The 20,406-nt window shown below is 65.5% G+C and carries 20 protein-coding genes and 1 pseudogene; 11 read left to right on the top strand and 10 right to left on the bottom strand.

Annotated features, from left to right (window positions below; all coding sequences use genetic code 11):
* The 4 genes and pseudogenes from AC5RV1_RS13155 to AC5RV1_RS13140 form a co-directional block, all read left to right on the top strand.
* Positions 1–173 (top strand): annotated as a pseudogene (locus AC5RV1_RS13155) (2-oxo-hepta-3-ene-1,7-dioate hydratase); the annotation flags it as partial.
* Complete coding sequence (locus AC5RV1_RS13150; protein WP_493994858.1) at positions 158–973, top strand: HpcH/HpaI aldolase family protein; 816 nt, start codon at positions 158–160, stop codon at positions 971–973. The pseudogene AC5RV1_RS13155 and the gene AC5RV1_RS13150, both read left to right, overlap by 16 nt.
* Before the next feature lie 28 nt (positions 974–1,001).
* Complete coding sequence (locus tag AC5RV1_RS13145) at positions 1,002–1,283, top strand: hypothetical protein (RefSeq protein WP_493948042.1); 282 nt, start codon at positions 1,002–1,004, stop codon at positions 1,281–1,283.
* Between the two features lie 168 nt (positions 1,284–1,451).
* A complete protein-coding gene (locus tag AC5RV1_RS13140; protein ID WP_493994857.1) occupies positions 1,452–2,861 on the top strand; it encodes an aldehyde dehydrogenase family protein in 1,410 nt (469 codons plus the stop codon).
* Between the two features lie 56 nt (positions 2,862–2,917).
* On the opposite strand, the gene AC5RV1_RS13135 is transcribed toward AC5RV1_RS13140, so the two are convergent.
* From AC5RV1_RS13135 to AC5RV1_RS13105, 7 genes are all read right to left on the bottom strand, one after another.
* Positions 2,918–3,304: a hypothetical protein gene (locus AC5RV1_RS13135; protein WP_493994862.1), complete on the bottom strand. Its 387-nt coding sequence runs from the start codon at positions 3,302–3,304 to the stop codon at positions 2,918–2,920.
* A gap of 191 nt (positions 3,305–3,495) precedes the next feature.
* Positions 3,496–3,921, bottom strand: a complete 426-nt coding sequence (locus AC5RV1_RS13130; protein ID WP_493948044.1) for a heat shock protein transcriptional repressor HspR — start codon at positions 3,919–3,921, stop codon at positions 3,496–3,498.
* A 13-nt stretch (positions 3,922–3,934) separates the two neighbouring features.
* Positions 3,935–4,906 (bottom strand): DnaJ C-terminal domain-containing protein, encoded by a 972-nt coding sequence (locus tag AC5RV1_RS13125; protein WP_430230001.1) that lies wholly within the window; start codon positions 4,904–4,906, stop codon positions 3,935–3,937.
* 271 nt (positions 4,907–5,177) lie between these two features.
* A complete protein-coding gene (locus tag AC5RV1_RS13120) occupies positions 5,178–5,867 on the bottom strand; it encodes a nucleotide exchange factor GrpE (RefSeq protein WP_493994856.1) in 690 nt (229 codons plus the stop codon).
* A 2-nt stretch (positions 5,868–5,869) separates the two neighbouring features.
* Complete coding sequence (dnaK, locus tag AC5RV1_RS13115; protein ID WP_493994855.1) at positions 5,870–7,747, bottom strand: molecular chaperone DnaK; 1,878 nt, start codon at positions 7,745–7,747, stop codon at positions 5,870–5,872.
* A 241-nt stretch (positions 7,748–7,988) separates the two neighbouring features.
* Complete coding sequence (locus AC5RV1_RS13110; RefSeq protein WP_493948048.1) at positions 7,989–8,285, bottom strand: hypothetical protein; 297 nt, start codon at positions 8,283–8,285, stop codon at positions 7,989–7,991.
* Positions 8,286–8,333: 48 nt separating this feature from the next.
* Positions 8,334–10,526, bottom strand: a complete 2,193-nt coding sequence (locus AC5RV1_RS13105; RefSeq protein ID WP_493994854.1) for an MMPL family transporter — start codon at positions 10,524–10,526, stop codon at positions 8,334–8,336.
* Positions 10,527–10,741: 215 nt separating this feature from the next.
* Between AC5RV1_RS13105 and AC5RV1_RS13100 the strand changes: the two genes are divergently transcribed.
* The 5 genes from AC5RV1_RS13100 (at position 10,742) to pabB (ending at position 15,654) form a co-directional block, all read left to right on the top strand.
* Positions 10,742–11,248: a MarR family winged helix-turn-helix transcriptional regulator gene (locus tag AC5RV1_RS13100; RefSeq protein ID WP_493948147.1), complete on the top strand. Its 507-nt coding sequence runs from the start codon at positions 10,742–10,744 to the stop codon at positions 11,246–11,248.
* A 20-nt stretch (positions 11,249–11,268) separates the two neighbouring features.
* Positions 11,269–12,087 carry a methyltransferase domain-containing protein gene (locus AC5RV1_RS13095; RefSeq protein ID WP_493948050.1) on the top strand — a complete coding sequence of 273 codons (819 nt, stop codon included), beginning with the start codon at positions 11,269–11,271 and terminating at the stop codon, positions 12,085–12,087.
* A 164-nt stretch (positions 12,088–12,251) separates the two neighbouring features.
* Entirely contained in the window at positions 12,252–12,875 is a 624-nt protein-coding gene (locus AC5RV1_RS13090; RefSeq protein ID WP_493994853.1) for a LysE family transporter, read from the top strand.
* Positions 12,876–13,002: 127 nt separating this feature from the next.
* Entirely contained in the window at positions 13,003–13,533 is a 531-nt protein-coding gene (locus AC5RV1_RS13085) for a low molecular weight protein-tyrosine-phosphatase (protein WP_493994852.1), read from the top strand.
* A 36-nt stretch (positions 13,534–13,569) separates the two neighbouring features.
* Positions 13,570–15,654: an aminodeoxychorismate synthase component I gene (gene pabB, locus AC5RV1_RS13080; protein ID WP_493994851.1), complete on the top strand. Its 2,085-nt coding sequence runs from the start codon at positions 13,570–13,572 to the stop codon at positions 15,652–15,654.
* Between the two features lie 14 nt (positions 15,655–15,668).
* Here pabB and cls read toward each other — a convergent pair whose 3' ends face one another.
* Positions 15,669–17,141 carry a cardiolipin synthase gene (cls, locus tag AC5RV1_RS13075; protein ID WP_493994861.1) on the bottom strand — a complete coding sequence of 491 codons (1,473 nt, stop codon included), beginning with the start codon at positions 17,139–17,141 and terminating at the stop codon, positions 15,669–15,671.
* A 98-nt stretch (positions 17,142–17,239) separates the two neighbouring features.
* Here cls and AC5RV1_RS13070 point away from each other — a divergent pair, with 98 nt between their 5' ends.
* A complete protein-coding gene (locus AC5RV1_RS13070) occupies positions 17,240–18,169 on the top strand; it encodes an aminodeoxychorismate lyase (RefSeq protein WP_493994850.1) in 930 nt (309 codons plus the stop codon).
* Positions 18,170–18,449: 280 nt separating this feature from the next.
* Here AC5RV1_RS13070 and AC5RV1_RS13065 read toward each other — a convergent pair whose 3' ends face one another.
* A complete protein-coding gene (locus tag AC5RV1_RS13065; protein WP_493994849.1) occupies positions 18,450–19,160 on the bottom strand; it encodes a TetR/AcrR family transcriptional regulator C-terminal domain-containing protein in 711 nt (236 codons plus the stop codon).
* A gap of 231 nt (positions 19,161–19,391) precedes the next feature.
* Here AC5RV1_RS13065 and AC5RV1_RS13060 point away from each other — a divergent pair, with 231 nt between their 5' ends.
* Positions 19,392–19,646 carry a hypothetical protein gene (locus AC5RV1_RS13060; protein ID WP_493948056.1) on the top strand — a complete coding sequence of 85 codons (255 nt, stop codon included), beginning with the start codon at positions 19,392–19,394 and terminating at the stop codon, positions 19,644–19,646.
* A 64-nt stretch (positions 19,647–19,710) separates the two neighbouring features.
* Here AC5RV1_RS13060 and AC5RV1_RS13055 read toward each other — a convergent pair whose 3' ends face one another.
* Positions 19,711–20,382 (bottom strand): Rid family hydrolase, encoded by a 672-nt coding sequence (locus AC5RV1_RS13055; RefSeq protein ID WP_493948057.1) that lies wholly within the window; start codon positions 20,380–20,382, stop codon positions 19,711–19,713.
* Between the last annotated feature and the right edge of the window lie 24 nt (positions 20,383–20,406).

Genomic DNA, 20,406 nt, shown 5'->3' with positions numbered 1-20,406 from the left:
CCGCCAACGGCGTCCACTGGCTCGCCAACAAGATCGCCGCCCACGGCGATTCGCTCAAGGCCGGCGACATCATCCTCGCCGGATCCTTCACCCGCCCCCTCTGGGTCTACAAGGGCGACACCGTCCACGCAGACTACGGACCCCTGGGGAGTGTCACATGCCGCTTCGAATAGAAGACACCTTCCGCGACGCCCTCGCTGCACAAAAGGGTGAAGCAGGCCGGCCCTTGGCCGGGATGTGGGTGTGCTCCGGCAGCCCGCTGATCGCCGAGCTGTGCGCCGGATCCGGCCTGGATTGGCTCCTGGTCGATGCCGAGCACAGCCCCAACGGGCTTGAATCCATCCTCGCCCAGCTTCAGGCCACGCACGGCTACCCGGTTCACACGCTGGTCCGGCCGCCCGTGAACGACACCGTGGTGATTAAGCAGTACCTGGACCTGGGCGTACAGAACCTCCTCATCCCCATGGTCAACTCCGTGGCAGAAGCCGAAGCAGCGGTGGCCGCCACCCGCTACCCGCCCCAGGGCGTCCGCGGGGTCGGCTCGGCGCTGGCCCGCGCCGCCCGGTGGAACCGGGTCCCGGACTACCTGGCCCGGGCCAGCGAGACCATCAGCGTTACCGTCCAGATTGAATCCACCTCCGCGGTAGAGGCAGTCGAGGACCTCCTGAAGGTCGACGGCGTAGACGCTGTCTTCATCGGGCCCTCCGACCTCGCCGCGTCCATGGGCTTGCTCGGCCAGCAGGAACACCCCGAAGTGCGCGCCGCCGTCGAACACTGCCTCACCACCGCGAAGGCGGCCGGTAAACCGGCCGGCGTCAACGCCTTCAACCCCGACACCGCCCGTCACTACCTGGACGTCGGCGCCAACTTCATCGTGGTAGGCGCCGACGTCGCCCTTTTAGCGAGAGGCTCCGAAGCCCTCGCGAAGCGATACATCCAGAAGCCAGGCGGCGACACCCCTGCCAGCTATTGATCCTTCCCTTCCCAGGGACGCTTTTTCAATGACAGTTACGTCTGCGCTGCCCCCTGCCATCTCACCGGAGCGGGAAGCGTCCGACGGCGGCACATTCGACGTGCACGATCCCGCCACCGGGCGGTACTCGCCACCTTCGCCTCCGGCACCAGCGATGACGCCATCGCCGCTTTGGACGCTGAAGCAGATGCGGTCCGGCTGGCCAACGCCAGCGAATACGGCCTCGCGTCCTACCTCTACAGCCGCTACTTCAACCGGCTCCTGCGCCACCACCCAATACATCGGCATCACCGACCCCTATACCAACTGACATCCCGCCGGTGTTCCGGACAGCATGCCTGCGTCACGCTTGAGCGTTCTCTCTGCTCCAACTGTCCTGCGCATAAAGACAAGCCTCCGGCCCTGCCCGTCAACCAGACTGGGAGCAACCCGCTACGCCGACCGGCTGGCGTCCTTGCTACTCGAAGTGGAGTATCCCTTGGAAACCTACGATGCACTTCTCGCGTCCATTGCCCCCGCTGCCGGCACCGGCCGGACGATTTTTGATCCCGCGACGGGCGAGACTGTGGGGGAGGCACCCGTTCATGACCTTGAGTACCTCGAGCAGGCAGTCGCCGGCGCGCAGGCTGCCCAGCCCGCCTGGGCTGCTTTGGGCCACGACGCCCGGTCCGCCGCGCTCCTGAAAGCAGCCGACGCCGTCGAACGGTCCGCCGAGGAACTCGCCCAGTTGCTCTCCCGTGAGCAGGGCAAGCCGCTGAACGGCCCCAATGCCCGCTTCGAAGTGGGTGCCTGCGTGGCCTGGCTGCGGGCCACGGCCAGCCTGCCGCTGGAGCCTGAAACCATCGTTGATGATGGTGAGACCCGTGCGGAGCTGCACTACCGGCCCATCGGCGTCGTGGGTGCGATTGGCCCGTGGAACTGGCCCATGATGATCGCCGTCTGGCAGCTCGCCCCGGCCCTGCGGATGGGCAATGCCGTTGTGGTCAAACCGTCCGGCAACACCCCGCTCTCCGTCCTGGCCCTGGTCAAGGTCCTCAACGAGGAACTCCCTGACGGCATCCTTACCGCCGTTTCCTGCGGACGGGAAGTCGGCGCACGCCTCACCAACCACCCGGCGATCGGCAAGATCATGTTCACCGGCTCCACCGCCGGCGGCCGCGCCATCATCAAATCCTCCGCGGACACCGTCAAGCGGCTCACCCTGGAACTGGGCGGGAATGACGCCGGCATCGTCCTTCCTGACGCCGACCCCAAAGCCATCGCCGAAGACATCTTCTGGGGCGCATTCCTGAACACCGGCCAAACCTGCGCAGCCCTGAAGCGCCTCTACGTCCACGACGACATCTACGACGCCGTCTGCGCGGAACTCGTGGCCGTCGCCAAGACGATGCCCATGGGCAACGGCCTCGACGAGAACAACGTCCTGGGCCCCCTGCAGAACAAGGCACAGTACGACGTCGTCGCCAACCTCGTCCAGGCCGCCAAGGACTCCGGCGCCCGCATCCTGCTCGGCGGAAACCCGGACACCAGCCAGCCCGGGTTCTTCTATCCCACCACCCTGGTGGCGGACATCGACAACAACAACCCGCTCGTCGTTGAGGAGCAGTTCGGGCCCGCCCTGCCGATCATCCGCTACAGCAGCATCGACGAAGCGGTGGAGAAGGCCAACGGGCTCGACGTCGGCCTCGGCGCCTCGGTCTGGTCCCCCAACCTGGAAGCAGCCCGCGGCGTCGCAGCCCGCATCCAGGCCGGCACCGTCTGGATCAACCGCCACGGCGCAGTCGACCCCCGCATCCCCTTCGGCGGCGCCAAGCAGTCCGGCTACGGCGTCGAATTCGGCGTCGAAGGCCTCAAAGCCCTCGGCATACCCCAGGTCATCAACGGCTAAGCCCAGCCCGGACGCCGCTGCCCCAAGGGCCCGCGCCCGAGGCCTGGCGCAGCGGCCTACCCCATGGCTGGGGCGGCGGCGGTCCGCCCGCCGAGCTGTCGGCGGGCCCAGCGGGCGAGCTTCTTGCCCTTGCCCTTCCACCAGTTGTCCTCGTCCTTGTCGTGGTGCAGCCGGAAGATGATGGCCATGAGCACGAACATGCCCATCACCACGTCGATCCAGGACGCCAGCACCAGGGCAATCAGGACGGTCACGCCGTTGGCGATGATGGACGGGACGGCCAGGGTCCGGAAGACGGTGCTCGCCACAAATCGCCGGTGCGACCGCGGCACGGACAGCGCGCGCACCATGTCGAAGCAGACGCACACCACCACGACGGTTTGTCCGAGTGCCAACAGGATCTGGCCGGGAATCGAGCCGCTGAATGAGGCGACCGCTTCCATCCCCGGGCTCACCGGTGGTCCCCGTGGCGTGAGCGACAAAAGGCGGGCGTCCGCCCATGAGTACCAAACATGAAAACCCCCAGAAACTTGGAACCACTGCTGCTGATCCAGCAGTGGTTCCATTCAAGTTTCCGGGGGCTGTCCCGTCACGAGTAGTGAGTACTCTAATTCAGGCCGGGCCCAAGGAGGAGCTACTGTCCGATCGCGCGGGGCCGCCAGAGCACCACAGCCTGCGAGCGGGGACGGGGGCGCTGGCCGCGTGCCAGGCTCACTACGTCCCCCGCTGCGCCCGCCGCAAAGATCCGGGAATCGAAAGGCTGCGGGCGCCGGCTGAGTTCCTCAGCCAGTTCTGCTACACGGTGCTGGAGTGCAGCCACCTGGTTTTCGAGTTCCAGGATCCGCTTGATGCCTTCGAGCGACACGCCTTCCTGCGACAGCCGCTGCACCTCGCGCAGCATGTTGATGTCACGCTGCGAGTAGCGGCGGGACTTGCCGGGCGCGCGGCTGGGCGAGACGATGCCCAGCCGGTCGTACTGCCGAAGTGTCTGGGGGTGCATGTCCGCCAGTTCAGCCGCCACCGAGATCACAAAGATCGGCTGGTCTGAGTTGATGTCCATGGCTCACCCGCTGCTAAAGCCGGGCCTTGGCGGCCAGGCCCTCACGGACATCAGCTCCCGCCGTGGCATCGGCAAACGCCTTGACCGCGGCTTCGGCTTCCTTGTTCAGGTTCTTGGGAACGGCGACGTCGATGGTCACCAACAGGTCGCCGGTCCCCTTGGACGTCTTCACGCCTTTGCCCTTAACGCGGAGGGTACGGCCCGACGGCGTCCCGGCCGGAACGCGGACCCGCACCTTTTCGCCCTCGATGGTGGGCACTTCGATGTCGGCGCCCAGGGCAGCCTCGGGGAAGGTGACGGGAACGTGGATACGCAGGTTGTCGCCGTCGCGCGTGTAGAACGGGTGCGGCTGGACGGAAACGGACACCACCAGGTCACCGTTGCCGGCGGCGCCGGGCTGGCCCTTGCCGCGGATGCGGACTTTCTGGCCGTCCTTGATGCCGGCGGGCACGCGGACGTCGATGACCTCACCGCTGGGTTCCCGCAGCCCGATGGTGGTGCCGCGGATCGAACCCGCAAAGGAAATACTCGTGGAGGCAGTACGGTCAGCGCCCTTCTGCGGGGTCCGCTGGAAACCCGTCTGCCCAAAACCGCCGCCGAACAGATCGGCGAACTCCGGCGGGATACCGCCGGCGGAGGGGTTGAACCCGCCAGCGTGGCGTCCGGTGTTGCCCGTGAACAGGCCGCCGAACATATCCTCGAATCCGCCGTTGCCCGCACCGGCACCGCCCGGAGCAAAACGTGCTCCGCCGCCCATGGCCCGGATGGCGTCATACTGCTGGCGCTCTTCGGGATCGGAAAGTACCGAGTAGGCCTCGGAGATGTCCTTGAACTTCTTCTCGGAAGCAGAGTTCCCCGAGTTCGTATCAGGGTGGTGCTGCCTGGCCAGCTTCCGATAAGCCTTCTTAATGTCGGCGTCGGAAGCGTCCTTGGCGATACCAAGGATCGCGTAAAAGTCCTTGTCCACCCAATCCTGGCTAGCCAATGGCGTTTCCTTTCAAAGTCTTCTAACTAACAGCTCTCCGCGGTACAGGGGCCCCCGCCCCTACGCGTGGTGGCTCGGTCCTGTCGGACCAAGCCACCACGCTCCGGCAGGCCCGATGCCACTCCCGGGGCCCCTGTACCGCTCCGAGCTTTGTGATTACCTCACCTTAGGCGAGATCACCGCCGACGCGGAGGCCGGATATGGGGCGGTGGTGTGGAGGGCACCGCGGAGCGGGCACCGCCCCATATCCGGCGTGGCGCCTTGGTGACCATCAGGCCGGAACGGCCACGATCACCTGTGCGGCCCGGAGGACGCGTTCGCCTGACTTATAGCCGGAGCGGAGTACCTGGCTGACGGTGTCAACTTCGATGTCCTCGCCGGGCTGCTGGATGAGGGCCTCGTGGATCGTGGGATCGAACTCCACGCCGGTCTCATCGATGCGTGCCAGGCCGTAGGTCTTCAGTGCGTTCTCCAGCTTGGTGGCGATCGCAGCGAAGGGGCCGTCGGCGAGGTCGCCGTGCTGCCGGGCGGCGTCGACGTCGTCCAGGACCGGAAGCAGGGAGTTCAGGACGCCGATGACGGCCATCTCCCCTGCCACGGCCCGGTCGCGTTCAACGCGCTTGCGGTAGTTGACGTACTCAGCCTGCAGCCGGAGGAGGTCGTTCTTCAGCTCGGCCGCCTCTGCGGTGGTGGAGCCCGCCGGAACCCCCTGGGCCACGGATTCCTCGGCCGGCACTTCGATGCCGTTGAGGATCTCCTCGGCCTGGGCGAGCGCGTCGCCGTCGGAGTCCACTTCGGAACCGTCGCCCGGGGCCGACTCGGCGCCCTCAGGGTGCCGGGCCTGCCCGGTCACCGGGTCAACCTTGCAGTTGTCCCGGATGACCGGTTCCTGGTGGCCGTTGCCCTGCTGCTCCTGGCGCGCGGATGAGATGTGCTCTTCCTCGTTACCGTGGTGCGGCATGGCTACTTCTTCGCTTCGTCTTCGTCGATGATCTCGGCGTCGACGATGTCCTCGTCGGCAGCCTTCTCCCCGCCTGCGGCACCAGCGGCGCCTTCAGCACCTGCGGCACCGGTCGCGCCGTTGGGAGAACCGGCCTGGGCGTAGATGGCCTCGCCCAGCTTGCCCTGGGAAGCCTGCAGCTTCTCGAAGGCGGCCTTCACAGCGGCGTCGTCCGTGCCTTCGAGGGCCTTCTTGAGGTCGTCGACGTCAGTCTGGACCTCGGTCTTGACCTCTTCAGGCAGCTTGTCGGCGTTGTCGGCGATGAGCTTGTCCACGGAGTAGGCGAGCTGCTCAGCGGTGTTGCGGGTGTCGGTTGCCTCGCGGCGGGCCTTGTCCTCGGCTTCGTGCTCCTCGGCATCCTTGACCATGCGGTCGATGTCTTCCTTGGAGAGACTGGAACCGCCCGTGATGGTCATGGACTGTTCCTTGCCGGTGCCCTTGTCCTTCGCCGAAACGTGGACGATGCCGTTGGCGTCAATGTCGAAGGTGACCTCGACCTGCGGAACGCCGCGCGGAGCCGGGGCGATGCCGGTCAGCTCGAACGTACCCAGCGGCTTGTTGTCCCGGGTGAACTCGCGCTCGCCCTGGAAGACCTGGATGGCCACGGACGGCTGGTTGTCGTCAGCGGTGGTGAAGGTCTCGGACCGCTTGGTGGGGATTGCGGTGTTGCGCTCGATCAGGTGCGTCATCACGCCACCCTTGGTTTCAATACCGAGGGACAGCGGGGTGACGTCGATCAGGAGGACGTCCTTGCGCTCACCCTTCAGCACGCCGGCCTGCAGGGCTGCGCCAACGGCCACAACCTCATCCGGGTTGACGCCCTTGTTCGGCTCCTTGCCGCCGGCGAGTTCCTTGACCAGCTCGGAGACTGCGGGCATACGGGTGGAGCCACCGACCAGGACGATGTGGTTGATGTCGGAGAGCTTGATGCCGGCTTCCTTGATCACATCGTGGAACGGCTTCTTGGTGCGCTCCAGCAGGTCCTTGGTGAGGTCCTGGAACTTGGCGCGGGTCAACTGCTCGTCCAGGTGGACCGGGCCGTCGGGGGTGACGGAAAGGTACTGGAGGGAGACGTTGGTGCTGGTGGAGGAGGACAGTTCTTTCTTGGCCTGCTCTGCTGCTTCGCGGAGGCGCTGCAGGGCGATCTTGTCCTTGGACAGGTCGATGCCCTTGACCTTGAGCTGGTTCAGCAGGTAATCAACAACCCGCTGGTCCCAGTCGTCGCCGCCCAGGCGGTTGTCACCGGCCGTGGCGCGCACCTGGATGGTGGAGAAGTTGTCTTCGTCCTTGCCGACTTCCAGCAGGGAAACGTCGAAGGTACCGCCGCCGAGGTCGAAGACCAGGATGAGTTCGTCTTCCTTGCCCTTGTCCAGGCCGTAGGCCAGTGCGGCCGCGGTGGGCTCGTTGACGATGCGGAGGACGTTCAGGCCGGCGATTTCGCCGGCTTCCTTGGTGGCCTGGCGCTCGGCGTCGTTGAAGTACGCCGGAACGGTGATCACAGCGTCGGTGACCTTTTCACCCAGGTAGGACTCGGCGTCGTTCTTCAGCTTCATGAGGATGCGCGCGGAGATTTCCTGCGGGGTGTACTTCTTCTCGTCGATGCCCACGGTCCAGCCGGTACCCATGTGGCGCTTGACCGAGGCGATGGTGCGGTCGATGTTGTTGACGGCCTGGCGCTTGGCGATCTCGCCAACCAGGACCTCGCCGGACTTGGAGAATGCAACGACCGACGGCGTGGTGCGGCCACCCTCGGCGTTGGCAATAACGGTGGGCTCGCCACCTTCGAGAACGGAGACGACGGAGTTGGTGGTTCCGAGGTCGATACCTACTGCACGTGACATGTGTTGCTTCCTTCTTTCCTTGGAAACTTACTGGCGCCCTGATGATTGAGCGTTCTGCACTCAACTCTACTCAGGGCGCCAGCGATGTCAATCCAAGTTGAGTGGAGTACGCTCAACTTTGTTCTGGGCAGTGGCGGGTTGGCCGGGAGTTCCGCGGGAGGGCGGGCTTGAACAGCAGTCGACGGCGGCCCGCCCATTCGCTGCTGGAGAACGGCGCCGCCCGGCTGCTTGCCTTGCGGGGCTACCTGTCGCTGTCCCGGTCGCCGTGAAGGGGCCCCCGCTCTTCAGCCGTGGTGTTGACCTGCCCGTCGGTAAGCCCTTCCCTGACGGCGTCAGTTTCGTGACCGGTTCCAGCGGTACCGGCATCCCCGTAATCCCCGTCCGGGTATTCGCCGTCCTCGAGGTTCCCGGCAGGGTCCCCTACAGTGCCGGCGTCACCGTAGTCCCCATCCACATACTGGCCGCCTTCGCCTTCCAGTCCGGGGGCGCTGTTTCCCCTGCGGGGCTGCTCCGCTGCGGATTCCTGGTTCTCAGTCATGGTGCATCTCTCCTTTGAGTTCCGCGTCCATGCGGGCGCAGGGGCAGTCTATCGAGCCGGCGTTTCCGCCAACAGGGCCTCAGCCTGGCCCGGGCGCTGCTCCGCGTCCTGCCGGCCCAGCTTGCCCGGCCACCAGATCCGCGGACCGATGTCGTACGCCAGGGCGGGCACCAGCAGCGAGCGCACCAGGACGGTATCCAGCAGCACCCCGAAGGCGACGATGAATGCCAGCTGCACCAGGAACATGATGGGAATGACGCCCAGGGCGGCGAACGTGGCTGCCAGCACCACCCCGGCGGAGGTGATCACACCACCGGTGACGCCGAGTCCGCGAAGGATGCCAGGCCGGGTGCCGTGCTTCAGCGATTCCTCCCTGACGCGGCTCATGAGGAAGATGTTGTAGTCCACCCCGAGCGCTACCAGGAACACAAAGCCGAACAGGGGAACAGTGGCGTCCGCGCCGGGGAAGCCCAGGATGTTGTTGAACACAAAGGCCGAGACACCCATGGCAGCCGCGTAGGAGAGGACCACTGAGAGCACCAGGAGGACCGGTGCAACCACGCTCCGGAGCAGCAGCATCAGGATGAAGAGGATGACCACCAGGACAACCGGGATGATGATCACGAGGTCACGCTGGGCAGTGGTGTTGGTGTCCAGCGCCGTGGCGGTCACCCCTCCCACCAGCGCGTCGCGGTCCACCGCCTTGACCTCCTCACGCAGGGCCTTTACGGCCTCCTCCGCTTCGAGCGAATCCGCGGCGGAGTTCAGCGTGGCATTGATCAGCACTTTGCCGTCGCGGACGTCGGGAGCGCTGGGAGCGCCGGGGGCTCCGGTGATGGGCACGGAACCCTGCGCCAACAGGTAGGCCTCGCCGACGCCGTCGGCCGCTTTCACAGTGTCCAGCACCTCCTCCGCCTTGCCCTGGTCCACCACCACAACCGCGGGGCTGCCGCTGCCGGCGTCGAAATGGCGCGCCAGGGCGTCCTGGCCGTCCACGGCGTTGGACGCCGCAAGGATGACGTCAGTCTGCGGTACCCCGTTGGCCTTCAGCTGTAGGACGCCGGCGGAACCGGCCACCAGAAGCAGGACCGAGGCAACCCAGACGATGCGGGGACGCCGCGAGACCAGTGAGCCTGTGGCGCGCCACAGCCCCTTTTGGCCTTCCAGTCCTGTGATGAGCTCCGGCTCGCGCTCGTCCGCGGGGGCAAGTTTCGGGCGGAAGGGCCAGAACGCGGCGCGGCCCAGGAGTGCCATCAGGGCAGGCAGCAGGGTCAGGGCCGAGAACAGCGAGCAGAGGATGCCGGCAGCTGCCACGGGACCCAGGGCTTTGTTGGAGTTCAGGTCCGAGAAGAGCAGGCACAGCAGCGCGATGATCACGGTGGCGCCGGACGCGAGGATGGGCTCGAAGGAGGCCTTCCAGGCGGTCAGCACGGCGGCGGTGCGGTTGGTGGTGTGGGTCAGGGCTTCCCGGAACCTCGCCACATACAGGAGGGCGTAGTCCGTGGCGGCGCCGATGACCAGGATGGACAGGATGCCTTGGCTTTGGCCGTTGAGCTGGATCCAGCCGGCCTTCGCCATGCCGAACACCAGCAGGATGGCCGCACACAGGGCGAAGACCGAGGTCAGGAGCACCATGATCGGCAGCAACAGCGAGCGGTAGACAATCAGCAGGATCACAAAGACCGCCGCAAGGGCAACCAGCAGGAGGATGCCGTCGATGCCGGCAAAGGCCGCTGTGAGATCTGCCGCCAGCCCGGCAGGACCGGTGACATAGGTTCGCATGCCCTCGGGCGCTGCCTCGGCAACGGTGTCCCGCAGCTCCTGGACAGCCTCCTTGATTTCGACCGATGAGTCGATGGGGGCGATGAACTGGACCGCCCTGCCGTCCTCCGACGGAATTGGACCAATCACCGTACTGCCCAGTTCCAGGCCTTCAAGCTCCGTCCGCAGGGACGCGACCCCGCCCAGTTGGGCCGGGGTGAGGCTTTCGTCGCTTTCCAGGACAATCACGCCGGGGACCTCATCAGACTCCCGGAATTTCGCCTGCCAGTCCTGCGCGGCAGTGGCCTCGGCACTGGCGGGGAGGAATGATGCCTGGTCATTGGAGGACACCTCTTCGAGCCGGCCGAAGGTAGGTCCGCCCATCCCGGCGAGCGCCAGCCAGGTCAACACGAGGATTACGGGGAGGAGCCAGCGCAGCCAGAACGGGACGCGCTCCTTGGCGTGGGAATGGGATTTCATGGTGCCTTCCGGGCAGCTGTCAGGAGTAGAATTGATTCCATAATAGAGTATCTCCATCACAGAGATAAGTGGCTCCCTAGCTTTTTCTCCTCTTTAGAGGGAGAAGAGGGGAAAGGCCCAGCTGAAGTAATATCCGTCAGTACGGTTAAGCGGCACAGTCGGCGCCTCAGGCGGGGGAAGTTGCCCGCATGGAGCACAAATTCTTGGAGGCGGACATGGCAGGCGACGAGACGTCCGCTGCCCCCGGCCCTCCGGCGGCCGGTGGGCCGCACCCCTTGGTACGGCTCCTGCAGGAATTCACCCTCGAGGCCAACCGCTATGTGGACACAGCCGGCGGCCGCAAGGACATGCACCGGACGGACCTGAACGCGCTGGCGGTCATCATGCGCCACACCGCAAACGGCGGTACCGTCACGCCGGGGCTCCTGCGCAAGGAGCTGAACCTGAGTTCCCCCGCCACCACGGCCCTGATCGACAGGCTGGACAACTCCGGACACGTAGTGCGCGAGCGGGACAGCTCCGACCGCCGGCAGGTTCACCTTCGCATGACGCCCAAGGCGTTCCAGGACGGCGGTGCCATCTTCGCTCCCCTCTCGCGCCAAATGGGCAGTGCCATGGCGAATTTCAGCGCGGAGGAACTGGAAACAGTGACCCGCTTTATGACGGCCATGGTGGAAGCCACGGTTGCCGCGCGGGAAGAATCGTCCAGCACGCCCAGGTAGGTTGGGGGTAGCGTTTGGTTATGAGTGCGCAGCAGCCCGAAGACGACGTTTACACGCACGGCCACCACGAGTCCGTGGTCCGCGCCCATGCCGCCAGGACAGCCGAGAACTCCGCGGCATTTGTCCTGCCGCACCTCGCGCGCGGCTCTGAAGTGCTCGACGTCGGCTGCGGCCCGGGCAGCATCACCTGCGATTTCGCCGTTCTGGTCGACCCCGGAAAAGTTACCGGCCTGGACCGCTCACCGGATATCATCGCCCAGGCCAAAGCCCTCGCCGCCGAGCGTGAGGTTTCCAACGTGGAGTTCGTGGCGGGCAATATCTACGACCTCGACTTTGACAACGAGACATTCGACGTCGTGCACGCCCACCAAGTGCTTCAACACCTCACCGACCCCGTGGAGGCGCTGCGGGAGATGCGACGGGTGGCAAAGCCGGGCGGCATCGTTGCCGTTCGTGACGCCGACTTCCACGGCATGAGCTGGTACCCTGCCATTCCTGAACTGGACGAGTGGATGGAGCTGTACCAGCGGATCGCGCGCAGGAACGGTGCAGAGCCCGACGCCGGGCGGCGGCTGGTGAGCTGGGCGCAGTCGGCCGGCTTCACCGACGTCGCACCCACCAGCAGCAACTGGCTCTACGCCACAGGGCAGCAGCGCCGCTGGCAAGCACGCGTCTGGGGCGAACGCGTGCTGCACTCAGCTTTCGCAGAGCAGGCACTGGAGTATGGTTTCGCCAACCCCGCCGACCTCGCCAGGATCTCCGCCGGCTGGCACCGCTGGGGATCCACCGACGACGGCTGGTTCCTGATCCCCAACGGCGAGGTCATCGCCCGGGCGTAGGAGGTTGTCCACATAGGCAAAGCGGGCTGATACCTGGTGCTGATGGGTCTCAGCAACCTGCCAAGGACAATGCTGCAGTGGTCGTATTCCACGCTGAGCAGCTGCAGCCCAAAAAGCAGGTGAGCAAGTGAGTACCTGCCCCGAACTGCCACTAAACTTGGCGGGTGCAATTCTCCCTTTGGCTCGCCCTGGCGGGCGCCGGTGCCCTCATCAGCTTCACCCCTGGCGCCGGAGCCATCAACACCATGAGCAACTCCCTGACCGCCGGTTTCCGCCGCTCCATCTGGGGCATTCTGGGGCAGCAATTGGCGCTGGTGGTGCACATCGTGATTGTGGCACTGGGTGTGGGCGTACTGGTGGCAGGTTCGCCGGTGGCCTTCAACGTCATCCGCTACGCCGGAGCCGCATATCTTGTCTACCTGGGCATCAGGCAGTTCCTTAGCAAGCCGGACCTTGAACACGAAAAGACTGCGGGCTTGAAGAACGAGCCAGCCTGGTCCATCTTCCGGCGGGGCCTTTGGGTGAACTTGTTGAACCCGAAGGCAATCGTCTTCTTCCTCGCGTTTATGCCCCAGTTCATCCGGCCGGACCAGCCCCTCCTGGCCCAATACGCAGTACTGGCGGCAACAGTCGTCGCCATCGACATCCTGGTGATGTGGTTCTTCTTTGCGGCCGCAGCCAAGTCCTTCGAGCGCTTTACCCATAGCCCCCGAGGACAACTGGTCCTGAACCGGTCGTTTGGCGTGCTCTTTGTCGCCGTGGGCATCCTGCTGGCTTTCCTCCACTGACCCGTCTTAGGCGTTGCAAGTGCTCCCGTCGCGTCATGTGACCGCAGAGCACAGCTTCTTTACAACGTAGTCAACCTTTATGAACCTGCCGCTAGCCAACCGGGCTATTAGCACGCATGCTTAGTAAATGAACTCACCGTCGAGCCCATACCGAGTTATCGCCGTCTGCACCGGGAACATCTGCCGGTCCCCCATGGCCGAGCTGATGCTCGCCGCGGCGCTGGAACGCGAGGGGCTGGACAGCCTGGTAACCGTGGATTCCGCAGGCACCACGGGGTATGAGGCAGGCCGCCCGATAGACCCCCGGGCCGCACGGCGTTTGGATGCCACGCAGCTCATCTCGGACAAGCACGTCGCCCGGCAGTGGCAACCGGCATGGTTCCGTAAACGGGACCTGATCCTGGCACTGGACATCGACCACTACGCATGGCTGAGCGAGTCCGCGCCGGACGATGAGTCCCGGAACAAGATCCGTATGCTCCGGAGCTTTGATCCCCGGCTGGCAGAAAAAGACCTGCTGGACCAGGGCATCGAGGACCCCTGGTACGGCGGGCACGCAGATTTCGACGCCGTCTGGCACCAGATCCACGCCGCCCTGCCCGGGCTGGTGGGTTATCTCAAAGGCGCTGTCCTCCAAGGCGCCCAGCTACAGCACTGATGAAAGCCCTGCGGGGATAAAGGTACGCTCTAATCCATGAGCCCTGCCCCCGTCATCATCGCCGTCGACGGGCGCTCAGGCGCAGGAAAGACAACGCTCGCCGTTGAACTGGCTGCACGGCTGCGGGCGCACCACAAGGTCTCGCTGTTCCACCTCGAGGACATCTACCCGGGCTGGAACGGGCTGACAACCGGCGTGGACCGCTACGTCTCCACCGTGCTGGCACCCTTGAGCCGGGGCGAGGCGGCTGCCTGGGTTAGCTGGGACTGGGAGAAACACTACGACGGCGACGTCCGCGTCACGCTGCCCGCCGAGATCATCATCGTTGAAGGTGTCGGTTCCGCTGCCGCCGCTGCGCGCCCCTTCCTCAGTGCCGTCATTTGGGCTGACTCGCCCGAGGACGTACGCCGGACCCGGGCACTGGACCGTGATGGCGGTACGTACGAACCGTTCTGGGACCAATGGGCAGCACAGGAAGAGCAGTGGCTGCGCGGCGACGACGTTCCCGGCCACGCTGACGTACACGTCCTGAACCGCGCAGACGGTACCGCCCCCGCCGACGTACTCCGGCTCCTTCCCTACCTTCCCGCGCTGGCCACCGCCCTCTCCCCCGAGCTGTCGGCCCGCCGCGACCTGAGCCTCCGCGCCGAATGCCTCAACCTGCGACCGGAAGCCGCCGCACTGTTCAGCGCCCTCTACGGCAGCTCACCCAACGCAGTCTGGCTAGACTCCTCCAACACGGGCGCGGCCGGGACACCGCCCCACGGATCCGGGCACTCAGCTGCGGAGCGTAGCCGCTACAGCATCATGGCGGACGACGGCGGGTTGTCCGGCCAGTACGTGACGCACCATTCCGGCAGCAGCTTGATCCGCGCGGGCTGCGCCAGCGCCACCATTGAAGGGCCCTTCTTCCGCTGGCTGGACACCGTGTGGGGAGGCGCAACGGTCCAGACTCCCGACAGCTACCCCGGGGAATTCGCGCTGGGCTGGGTGGGCTGCCTGGGCTATGAACTCAAGCGGGAAACCGGCGGATCCGATCGTGCAGCACCCAGCCCGGACGCCGCCCTGATCTTCGCTGGCAGGGCAGTGGTCCTGGACCACGCCGCAGGTACCGCCTGGCTCCTGGCCTTGGACGTTCCGGATGCGGACGAGTGGTTCAGGGACGCGCGGGCCGCCGTCCAAACTGCCTCCGCACTTACTCCAGATGCCGAGGGGACCCCCAACGCCGGCGGCAGCAGCGGCGTCGTACTTTCAAATCCGCCAGCGTTCAGCAGCCGGGATACCGGCGCCGAATACAAGGCAAAAATCGCCGCCGCGCAGCACGAAATCGCCGAAGGAAACAGCTACGAAGTGTGCCTGACCACCACACTCTCGGCCAAGGTTCCGGCCGCAGAGCTGGACCCGTGGCAGACGTACCTTGCCCTGCGGCGCAGGAACCCCGCACCCTTTGCCAGCTACCTCCGGTTCGGGGGCCTCACGCTTGCCAGCACCTCGCCAGAGCGGTTCCTGAAGATAGCGTCCGACGGCGGCATGCGGGCCGAGCCGATCAAGGGCACCCGCCGCCGTGCCTCTGATCCGGCGGAAGACGCCCGGCTGCGCTCAGAGCTCGAAACGTCCCTCAAGGACCGCGCCGAGAACATCATGATCGTTGACTTGCTGCGGAACGACCTCAGCCATTTCGCGGTCCCCGGCTCCGTTACCGTGAGCAGGCTTTGTGCCATCGAAAGCTACGCCACCGTCCACCAGATGGTCAGCACCATCGACGCCCAGCTGCGGCGTGGGTCGTCGCGGGCAGAGGCGGTGGCAGCTTGCTTCCCGGCCGGCTCCATGACCGGCGCGCCCAAAATCAGCACTATGGCCATCCTGGATCGGCTGGAAGGCGAAGGACGCGGCATGTACTCCGGCGCCGTCGGGTACTTCTCACTGAACGGGGCGACGGACCTCGCCGTCGCCATCCGGACTCTGGTGATCCGCGACGCCAGTGATGGAACCGCGGAACTGACCCTCGGCGTCGGCGGCGCCATCACTGCCGATTCCAACGCCGGCGAGGAGTACGAGGAGATCCGGACCAAGGCCTTCGGGGTCCTGTCAACGCTGGGTGCCGAGTTCCCGGAGGATTAAGCATCCTGGGTGGCTTACTGAACGGTCGCCGTCAGCCTGGCCACGTTGTCCACATAGCGAGCCGCCAGCGGGCGGTTAAGCCAGTCGGACAGCTTGAGCTCGTGCGAAATGTCCCGGTACGTGTCTTCCACAGCGCGCATCTTGGTGACGATGTCGGCTCCCAGCAGCATCACGGACACCTCCAGGTTCAGCGAGAAGGAGCGCATGTCCATGTTGCTGGAGCCGAGGACCGCCACTTCGTCGTCGATGGTGAAGTGCTTGGCGTGGAGCACAAACGGGGCTTTGTACAGGTAGATCCGGACGCCCGCCTCCAGCAGCGCCTCGTAGTAGGAACGCTGGGCGTGATGGACCAGGAACTGGTCTCCCTTTTCGGAGACGAACAACTCCACGTCCACTCCGCGCTGAGCCGCGGTCGTGATGGCATAGAGCAGCGAATCGTCCGGGACGAAGTACGGGCTGCAGATGGAGATCCGGTGCTGCGCGGAGTAGATGAGGGTGTTGAAGAGCCGCAGGTTGTTTTCGGTGATGAACCCGGGGCCGCTCGGCACCACCTGCGCGGTGACGTTCCCGGGATGCGGGTTGGACGGGAGCTGCAGCTGGTGTTCCAGGGACTCGTCGGTTTCGCTCAGCCAGTCGGTGGCGAAGACGACGTTCAGGGTGGTGACGATCGGCCCATGGAGGCGGGCCATCAGCTCCACCCACTCCCGGCCGGCCTTGCGGTGCCGCGGGTTGTTGTAGGAGGGCTCGATCAGGTTCTGGGAGCCGGTGAAAGCGATTTCGCCGTCGATCACCATGATCTTGCGGTGGTTCCGCAGGTCGGGTCGGCGCCACTGGCCGTGAATGGGCAGGAGCGGGAGCATCCGCTTCCACTGGATCTTGCCGGCCCTGAGCCGCTTCAACAGGTCTTTGTAACCCTTGACCCGCAGGGTGCCGATGTGGTCGAACAACACCCGGACTTCCACTCCGCGCTCGGCCGCTTCCTCCAGGGCGGTCAACAGGTCATCAGTGATGTGGTCCGTGCTCATGATGTAGAACTCGGCATTAACGAACTGCTTCGCCTTCCGCACCGCCTCCGTCATCTGCAGGATGGAGTCCGGATAGCCCGGGATGAGGTCCACGGAGTTGCCATCCACCATGGGGAGCGAACCCAGCCTCCGGTTCAATTCCGCGGCCGACGTTACCCATTCCGGGCCCGGGTAGTCGCTTTCCACGTCCGCCAGGGACGAGATCCCGGCGCGTACCCTCTCGTTGACCAGCTGCTGCTGATCCCGGCGCCGCTTCGAAAGCTGGAAGTTGCCGAACAGCAGGAAAAGGATGAGGCCCACAAACGGGACAAAGAATATGCCCAACAACCAGGCCATCGCCGTCGTGGGCCGCCGGTTGCCGGGGATGATGCCCACGGCCAGCACCCTGATCACCAGATCGGCGACACCCAGCAGCACCACGATCCACGTCGGAGCGGAACCGGCAAGCGAAAATGGCCACAACACGCGAATAACCCCCGGGAGACGGGCTGCCGGCGGACGGTTTCCAGCCGGGGCACTCTGCCCAGCTTATCCGCGGGACGCCGCACTAAGCTGGAGCCATGACCTCTCCAGCTTCCGTGGTTCTCGTATTCCTCGACCCCTCCTTCCCGGACGGCCGGCTGGCCGACGCGACCAAGCCCCAGCTGCTGGTGACGGACCAGGGCGCCACCCGGGGCGACGGGATCTTCGAGACGATGCTCGCAGTGGACGGCAGCGTACGGAAGATCCAGGCCCACCTGGACCGCCTGGCGGGTTCCGCGGTGGCGCTGGACCTCGCCATTCCCGGCGAGGCGGAGTGGCGCCGTGCAGTCGCCACCGCCGTGTCCGAACACCTCGCCCAGCATCCGCCCGCCTCCGGGGCCGATAACGAACTAGTGGTCAAGCTCGTGGTGACCCGTGGTGTGGAGGGCGCCTCGGCCCCCACCTCCTGGGTCCAGGTTTCCCCTGTCGGGGCGGCCGGGCGCCGCCAGCGCGAGGCCGGCATCGACGTCATCCTCCTGGACCGCGGCTACGACAGCGACGTTGCCGAGCGCGCCCCATGGCTGCTGCTCGGCGCGAAAACGCTCTCCTACGCTGTCAACATGGCAGCCCTGCGCCACGCCCACAAGCAGGGCGCGGACGACGTCATCTTCATCTCCTCCGACGGCCGGGTCCTGGAGGGCCCCACGTCCACCGTGCTGATGGCGCACGTGGAAACGTCCGACGACGGTGCCTCCGTCAAGCGCCTGATCACGCCGCAGCTGGACAGCGGCATCCTGGCCGGCACCTCTCAAGGTGCGTTGTTCGCTGCGGCCAAAGCGGCCGGCTGGGAACTGGGGTACGGCCCGCTGGAGCCCCAGGACCTGCTGGACGCCGATGCGGTCTGGCTGATTTCGAGCGTGCGCATGCTTGCGCCGGTGAACCGCATTGACGGCAACGAGGTGGGCATGCCCTCGGTGCAGAAGGAGCTCACCGCGGAGCTGAACGAGCTGTTCGCGGGCATCGAATAGCAGGACACCCTGGGCCGCCTTGGCCTGGTGGTGGACGGCCATCCGGGGATCTTCCCGGTCAAGGACACTGAAGTCATCGAGGACCAGGCGGACAAGGATGCCGTGGACGGCCTTGGCCTGGAACCCTGGCAGCCGGGCGAGAAAGCCCACTACATCAGGTTGTCAGCACAGGCGATGACCGGCCGCCGCTTCAAGGTGAACTGGCCGGACGTCTGGAACACCCGCACTGCTGACCGCCGGCGGGCTTCCTTCGAGGAGCTGCCCGCGGCACTCCCGCCAGTTAGGCGGAAGAAGCGTGAGGTTCGAGGGTCAGCTGCGCTTCGAGGCCCGACAGCAGGATGGTTATGCCTTGGTCCAGTTCTCGCTCGCCGTCATAGTCAGCGAGCGCCGGGGCCAGTGCACGGAGCCGGGGAAACTCTTTTGATGGCAGCCGGTGCAGTCCCAGCCGGAGCAGCACTTCGTTCTCTTCCGGGTCCACAACGAATTCCTGCAGCTCATTCAAAAGGTGGCCATAGAGGAACCCGTAGTAGGCGCGGTAGACGTGGAGGGCGTCGGCTGGGCTGAAGCCAGCGCCAATGAGCAAGGAGAGGATCTGCTCCAGCGGGCGCAGTGTGCCCAGGGGCCGTAGCCCCAGTGGCGTGGAAAGCGGCCTGGTCACCAGCAGCGGTACAACATTGGGGTGCTGGAGCGCGAGCCGCCGCAAATTGTGCGCGATGAGCCGGAGCTGGGCCTTCCAGTCGGGGTCCTCGGGGTGGATGGGCAGCTCATTGAGCACCAGCTCCGAGACGCCATCCAGAAGCGCCGCCCGGTTCTCCGCATAGCGGTACAGGCTCATGGGGTCTCGCTCCAGCTCCTGCCCCAGGCGCCGCATGGTAAGGGCCTCCAAGCCCTCCGCGTCCACGACTTCCAAAGCTTTAGTGAGCACCAGATCACGGCTCAGCTTCTCTTTGCGGTCGCGGCCTTTCGTGCCTGAGCTCTTGGGCGAGGACATGAGTTTTCCATTCTGGAGCCGGCAGCAAGCGCTGCCCGGAAGTAACTCCAGACGCTTGCCGTATTTGCAGTCTACGGCTAAAGTCTACATTGTAGATGAGGTGTTGACGCCGCCTTGAACCGTCGTTTCCCCCAGGAATCGATCAAAACACCACGGCCTTGTGCAGGCTCGGATGTTAACGCTGCTGTAGCCGAACGGCGGCAACCACGCACGTAGCGAAGGGACGCCGTCATGGCACATTCGCAGTTCGATATTTTCCTCCAGGAAGCCACCCAGTTTGACCGGGCCGACGACCACAGCCTCGACGATGACCGCCTTTACGGCCTGTACACCAGCTGGTGCTTCATCAATAAGCAGGCGCCGGGCCGGGAGTCCGCCTTCTGGGACGCCATGAAGCATCGCCTCACTCCCGGCTGCAACGGCCTGAGGATGAAGGGCCCGGCCGCCGCAGACTATATCCTGGCGAGCTACCCCGGGCTCGTTTAGGAAGCCGCGAACACGAAAAAGGCGTGGACCGCAGCCCGTCAGGGCCGCGGTCCACGCCTTTTCCCTATTTACCTCCTGGAGCCGGGTAGGCGGCGTCTACTTCCACCTCGACGAGCCACCCGTTCACGGGCAGGTTCTCGATCTCGAGGGCAAACCTTGAGGGCCGGGCAGCATTGACGACGAAGGGTTCGGCGGGAGCAGCCGAGCCCAGCGGAACCTTGAACGCGGAACCGTCGGACAGGCTGGTGTTGGCGAAGTACTGCCGGTACGCACGGTTCCAGCCGTCGAAGTCGGCTTTTTCTGCACCGGCGGGGTTCTGGAGGAAGACGCGCATGGTGATGACGTCGTCGTAATCCAATCCAGCCTGGGCAAGGTTTTCGCCAATCCTGCGGAGGGCGTTGATTCCCTGGGCCTCGGTGATGGTGACACCGGGCGGGAGGACCCCGCCGGGGAAGACTGCGGTGTCCACGTAGCGCTGCTCACTGCCGGCGGGGGCCGCGGTGTTAAGCGCGGACGGCCCCAAGCCGCTGGTCTTGTAAATGGGAGTGTTCGCACCAATTGCCACGCCGCTGGCAATCATCGGATTGTCCTGTCCGGCGGGAAGGCTGGAAACCGTAGTTCCGGGCTTGGGATCGGTGAGGTCCTTGAAGACCGCTGGTGCGGCGAAGGCTGCGGTAGCGGTGAGGCTGATTCCGGCGATACCGGCGGCGATGAGGGAAAGTTTGCGACGGAGCATGGGCTTCTTTCGGTGTTTGGCTTG

Source organism: Arthrobacter sp. Hb9-2, assembly GCF_059091165.1.
The sequence above is the reverse complement of the archived record's forward strand: the minus strand, read 5'-3'. Positions and strand labels throughout refer to the sequence as shown.

Bases quoted from the DNA above. Each gene is read 5' to 3' on its own strand.
- AC5RV1_RS13130 (WP_493948044.1), bottom strand. From the start codon at position 3,921: ATGGACATCAACTCAGACCAGCCGATCTTTGTGATCTCGGTGGCGGCT.
- AC5RV1_RS13150 (WP_493994858.1), top strand. From the start codon at position 158: ATGCCGCTTCGAATAGAAGACACCTTCCGCGACGCCCTCGCTGCACAA.
- AC5RV1_RS13120 (WP_493994856.1), bottom strand. From the start codon at position 5,867: ATGCCGCACCACGGTAACGAGGAAGAGCACATCTCATCCGCGCGCCAG.
- AC5RV1_RS13065 (WP_493994849.1), bottom strand. From the start codon at position 19,160: ATGTCCTCGCCCAAGAGCTCAGGCACGAAAGGCCGCGACCGCAAAGAG.
- AC5RV1_RS13055 (WP_493948057.1), bottom strand. From the start codon at position 20,382: ATGCTCCGTCGCAAACTTTCCCTCATCGCCGCCGGTATCGCCGGAATC.
- AC5RV1_RS13105 (WP_493994854.1), bottom strand. From the start codon at position 10,526: ATGAAATCCCATTCCCACGCCAAGGAGCGCGTCCCGTTCTGGCTGCGC.
- AC5RV1_RS13070 (WP_493994850.1), top strand. From the start codon at position 17,240: ATGACCTCTCCAGCTTCCGTGGTTCTCGTATTCCTCGACCCCTCCTTC.
- AC5RV1_RS13145 (WP_493948042.1), top strand. From the start codon at position 1,002: ATGACAGTTACGTCTGCGCTGCCCCCTGCCATCTCACCGGAGCGGGAA.
- AC5RV1_RS13110 (WP_493948048.1), bottom strand. From the start codon at position 8,285: ATGACTGAGAACCAGGAATCCGCAGCGGAGCAGCCCCGCAGGGGAAAC.
- dnaK (WP_493994855.1), bottom strand. From the start codon at position 7,747: ATGTCACGTGCAGTAGGTATCGACCTCGGAACCACCAACTCCGTCGTC.
- AC5RV1_RS13135 (WP_493994862.1), bottom strand. From the start codon at position 3,304: ATGGAAGCGGTCGCCTCATTCAGCGGCTCGATTCCCGGCCAGATCCTG.
- AC5RV1_RS13060 (WP_493948056.1), top strand. From the start codon at position 19,392: ATGGCACATTCGCAGTTCGATATTTTCCTCCAGGAAGCCACCCAGTTT.
- AC5RV1_RS13095 (WP_493948050.1), top strand. From the start codon at position 11,269: ATGAGTGCGCAGCAGCCCGAAGACGACGTTTACACGCACGGCCACCAC.
- AC5RV1_RS13085 (WP_493994852.1), top strand. From the start codon at position 13,003: ATGAACTCACCGTCGAGCCCATACCGAGTTATCGCCGTCTGCACCGGG.
- pabB (WP_493994851.1), top strand. From the start codon at position 13,570: ATGAGCCCTGCCCCCGTCATCATCGCCGTCGACGGGCGCTCAGGCGCA.
- AC5RV1_RS13100 (WP_493948147.1), top strand. From the start codon at position 10,742: ATGGCAGGCGACGAGACGTCCGCTGCCCCCGGCCCTCCGGCGGCCGGT.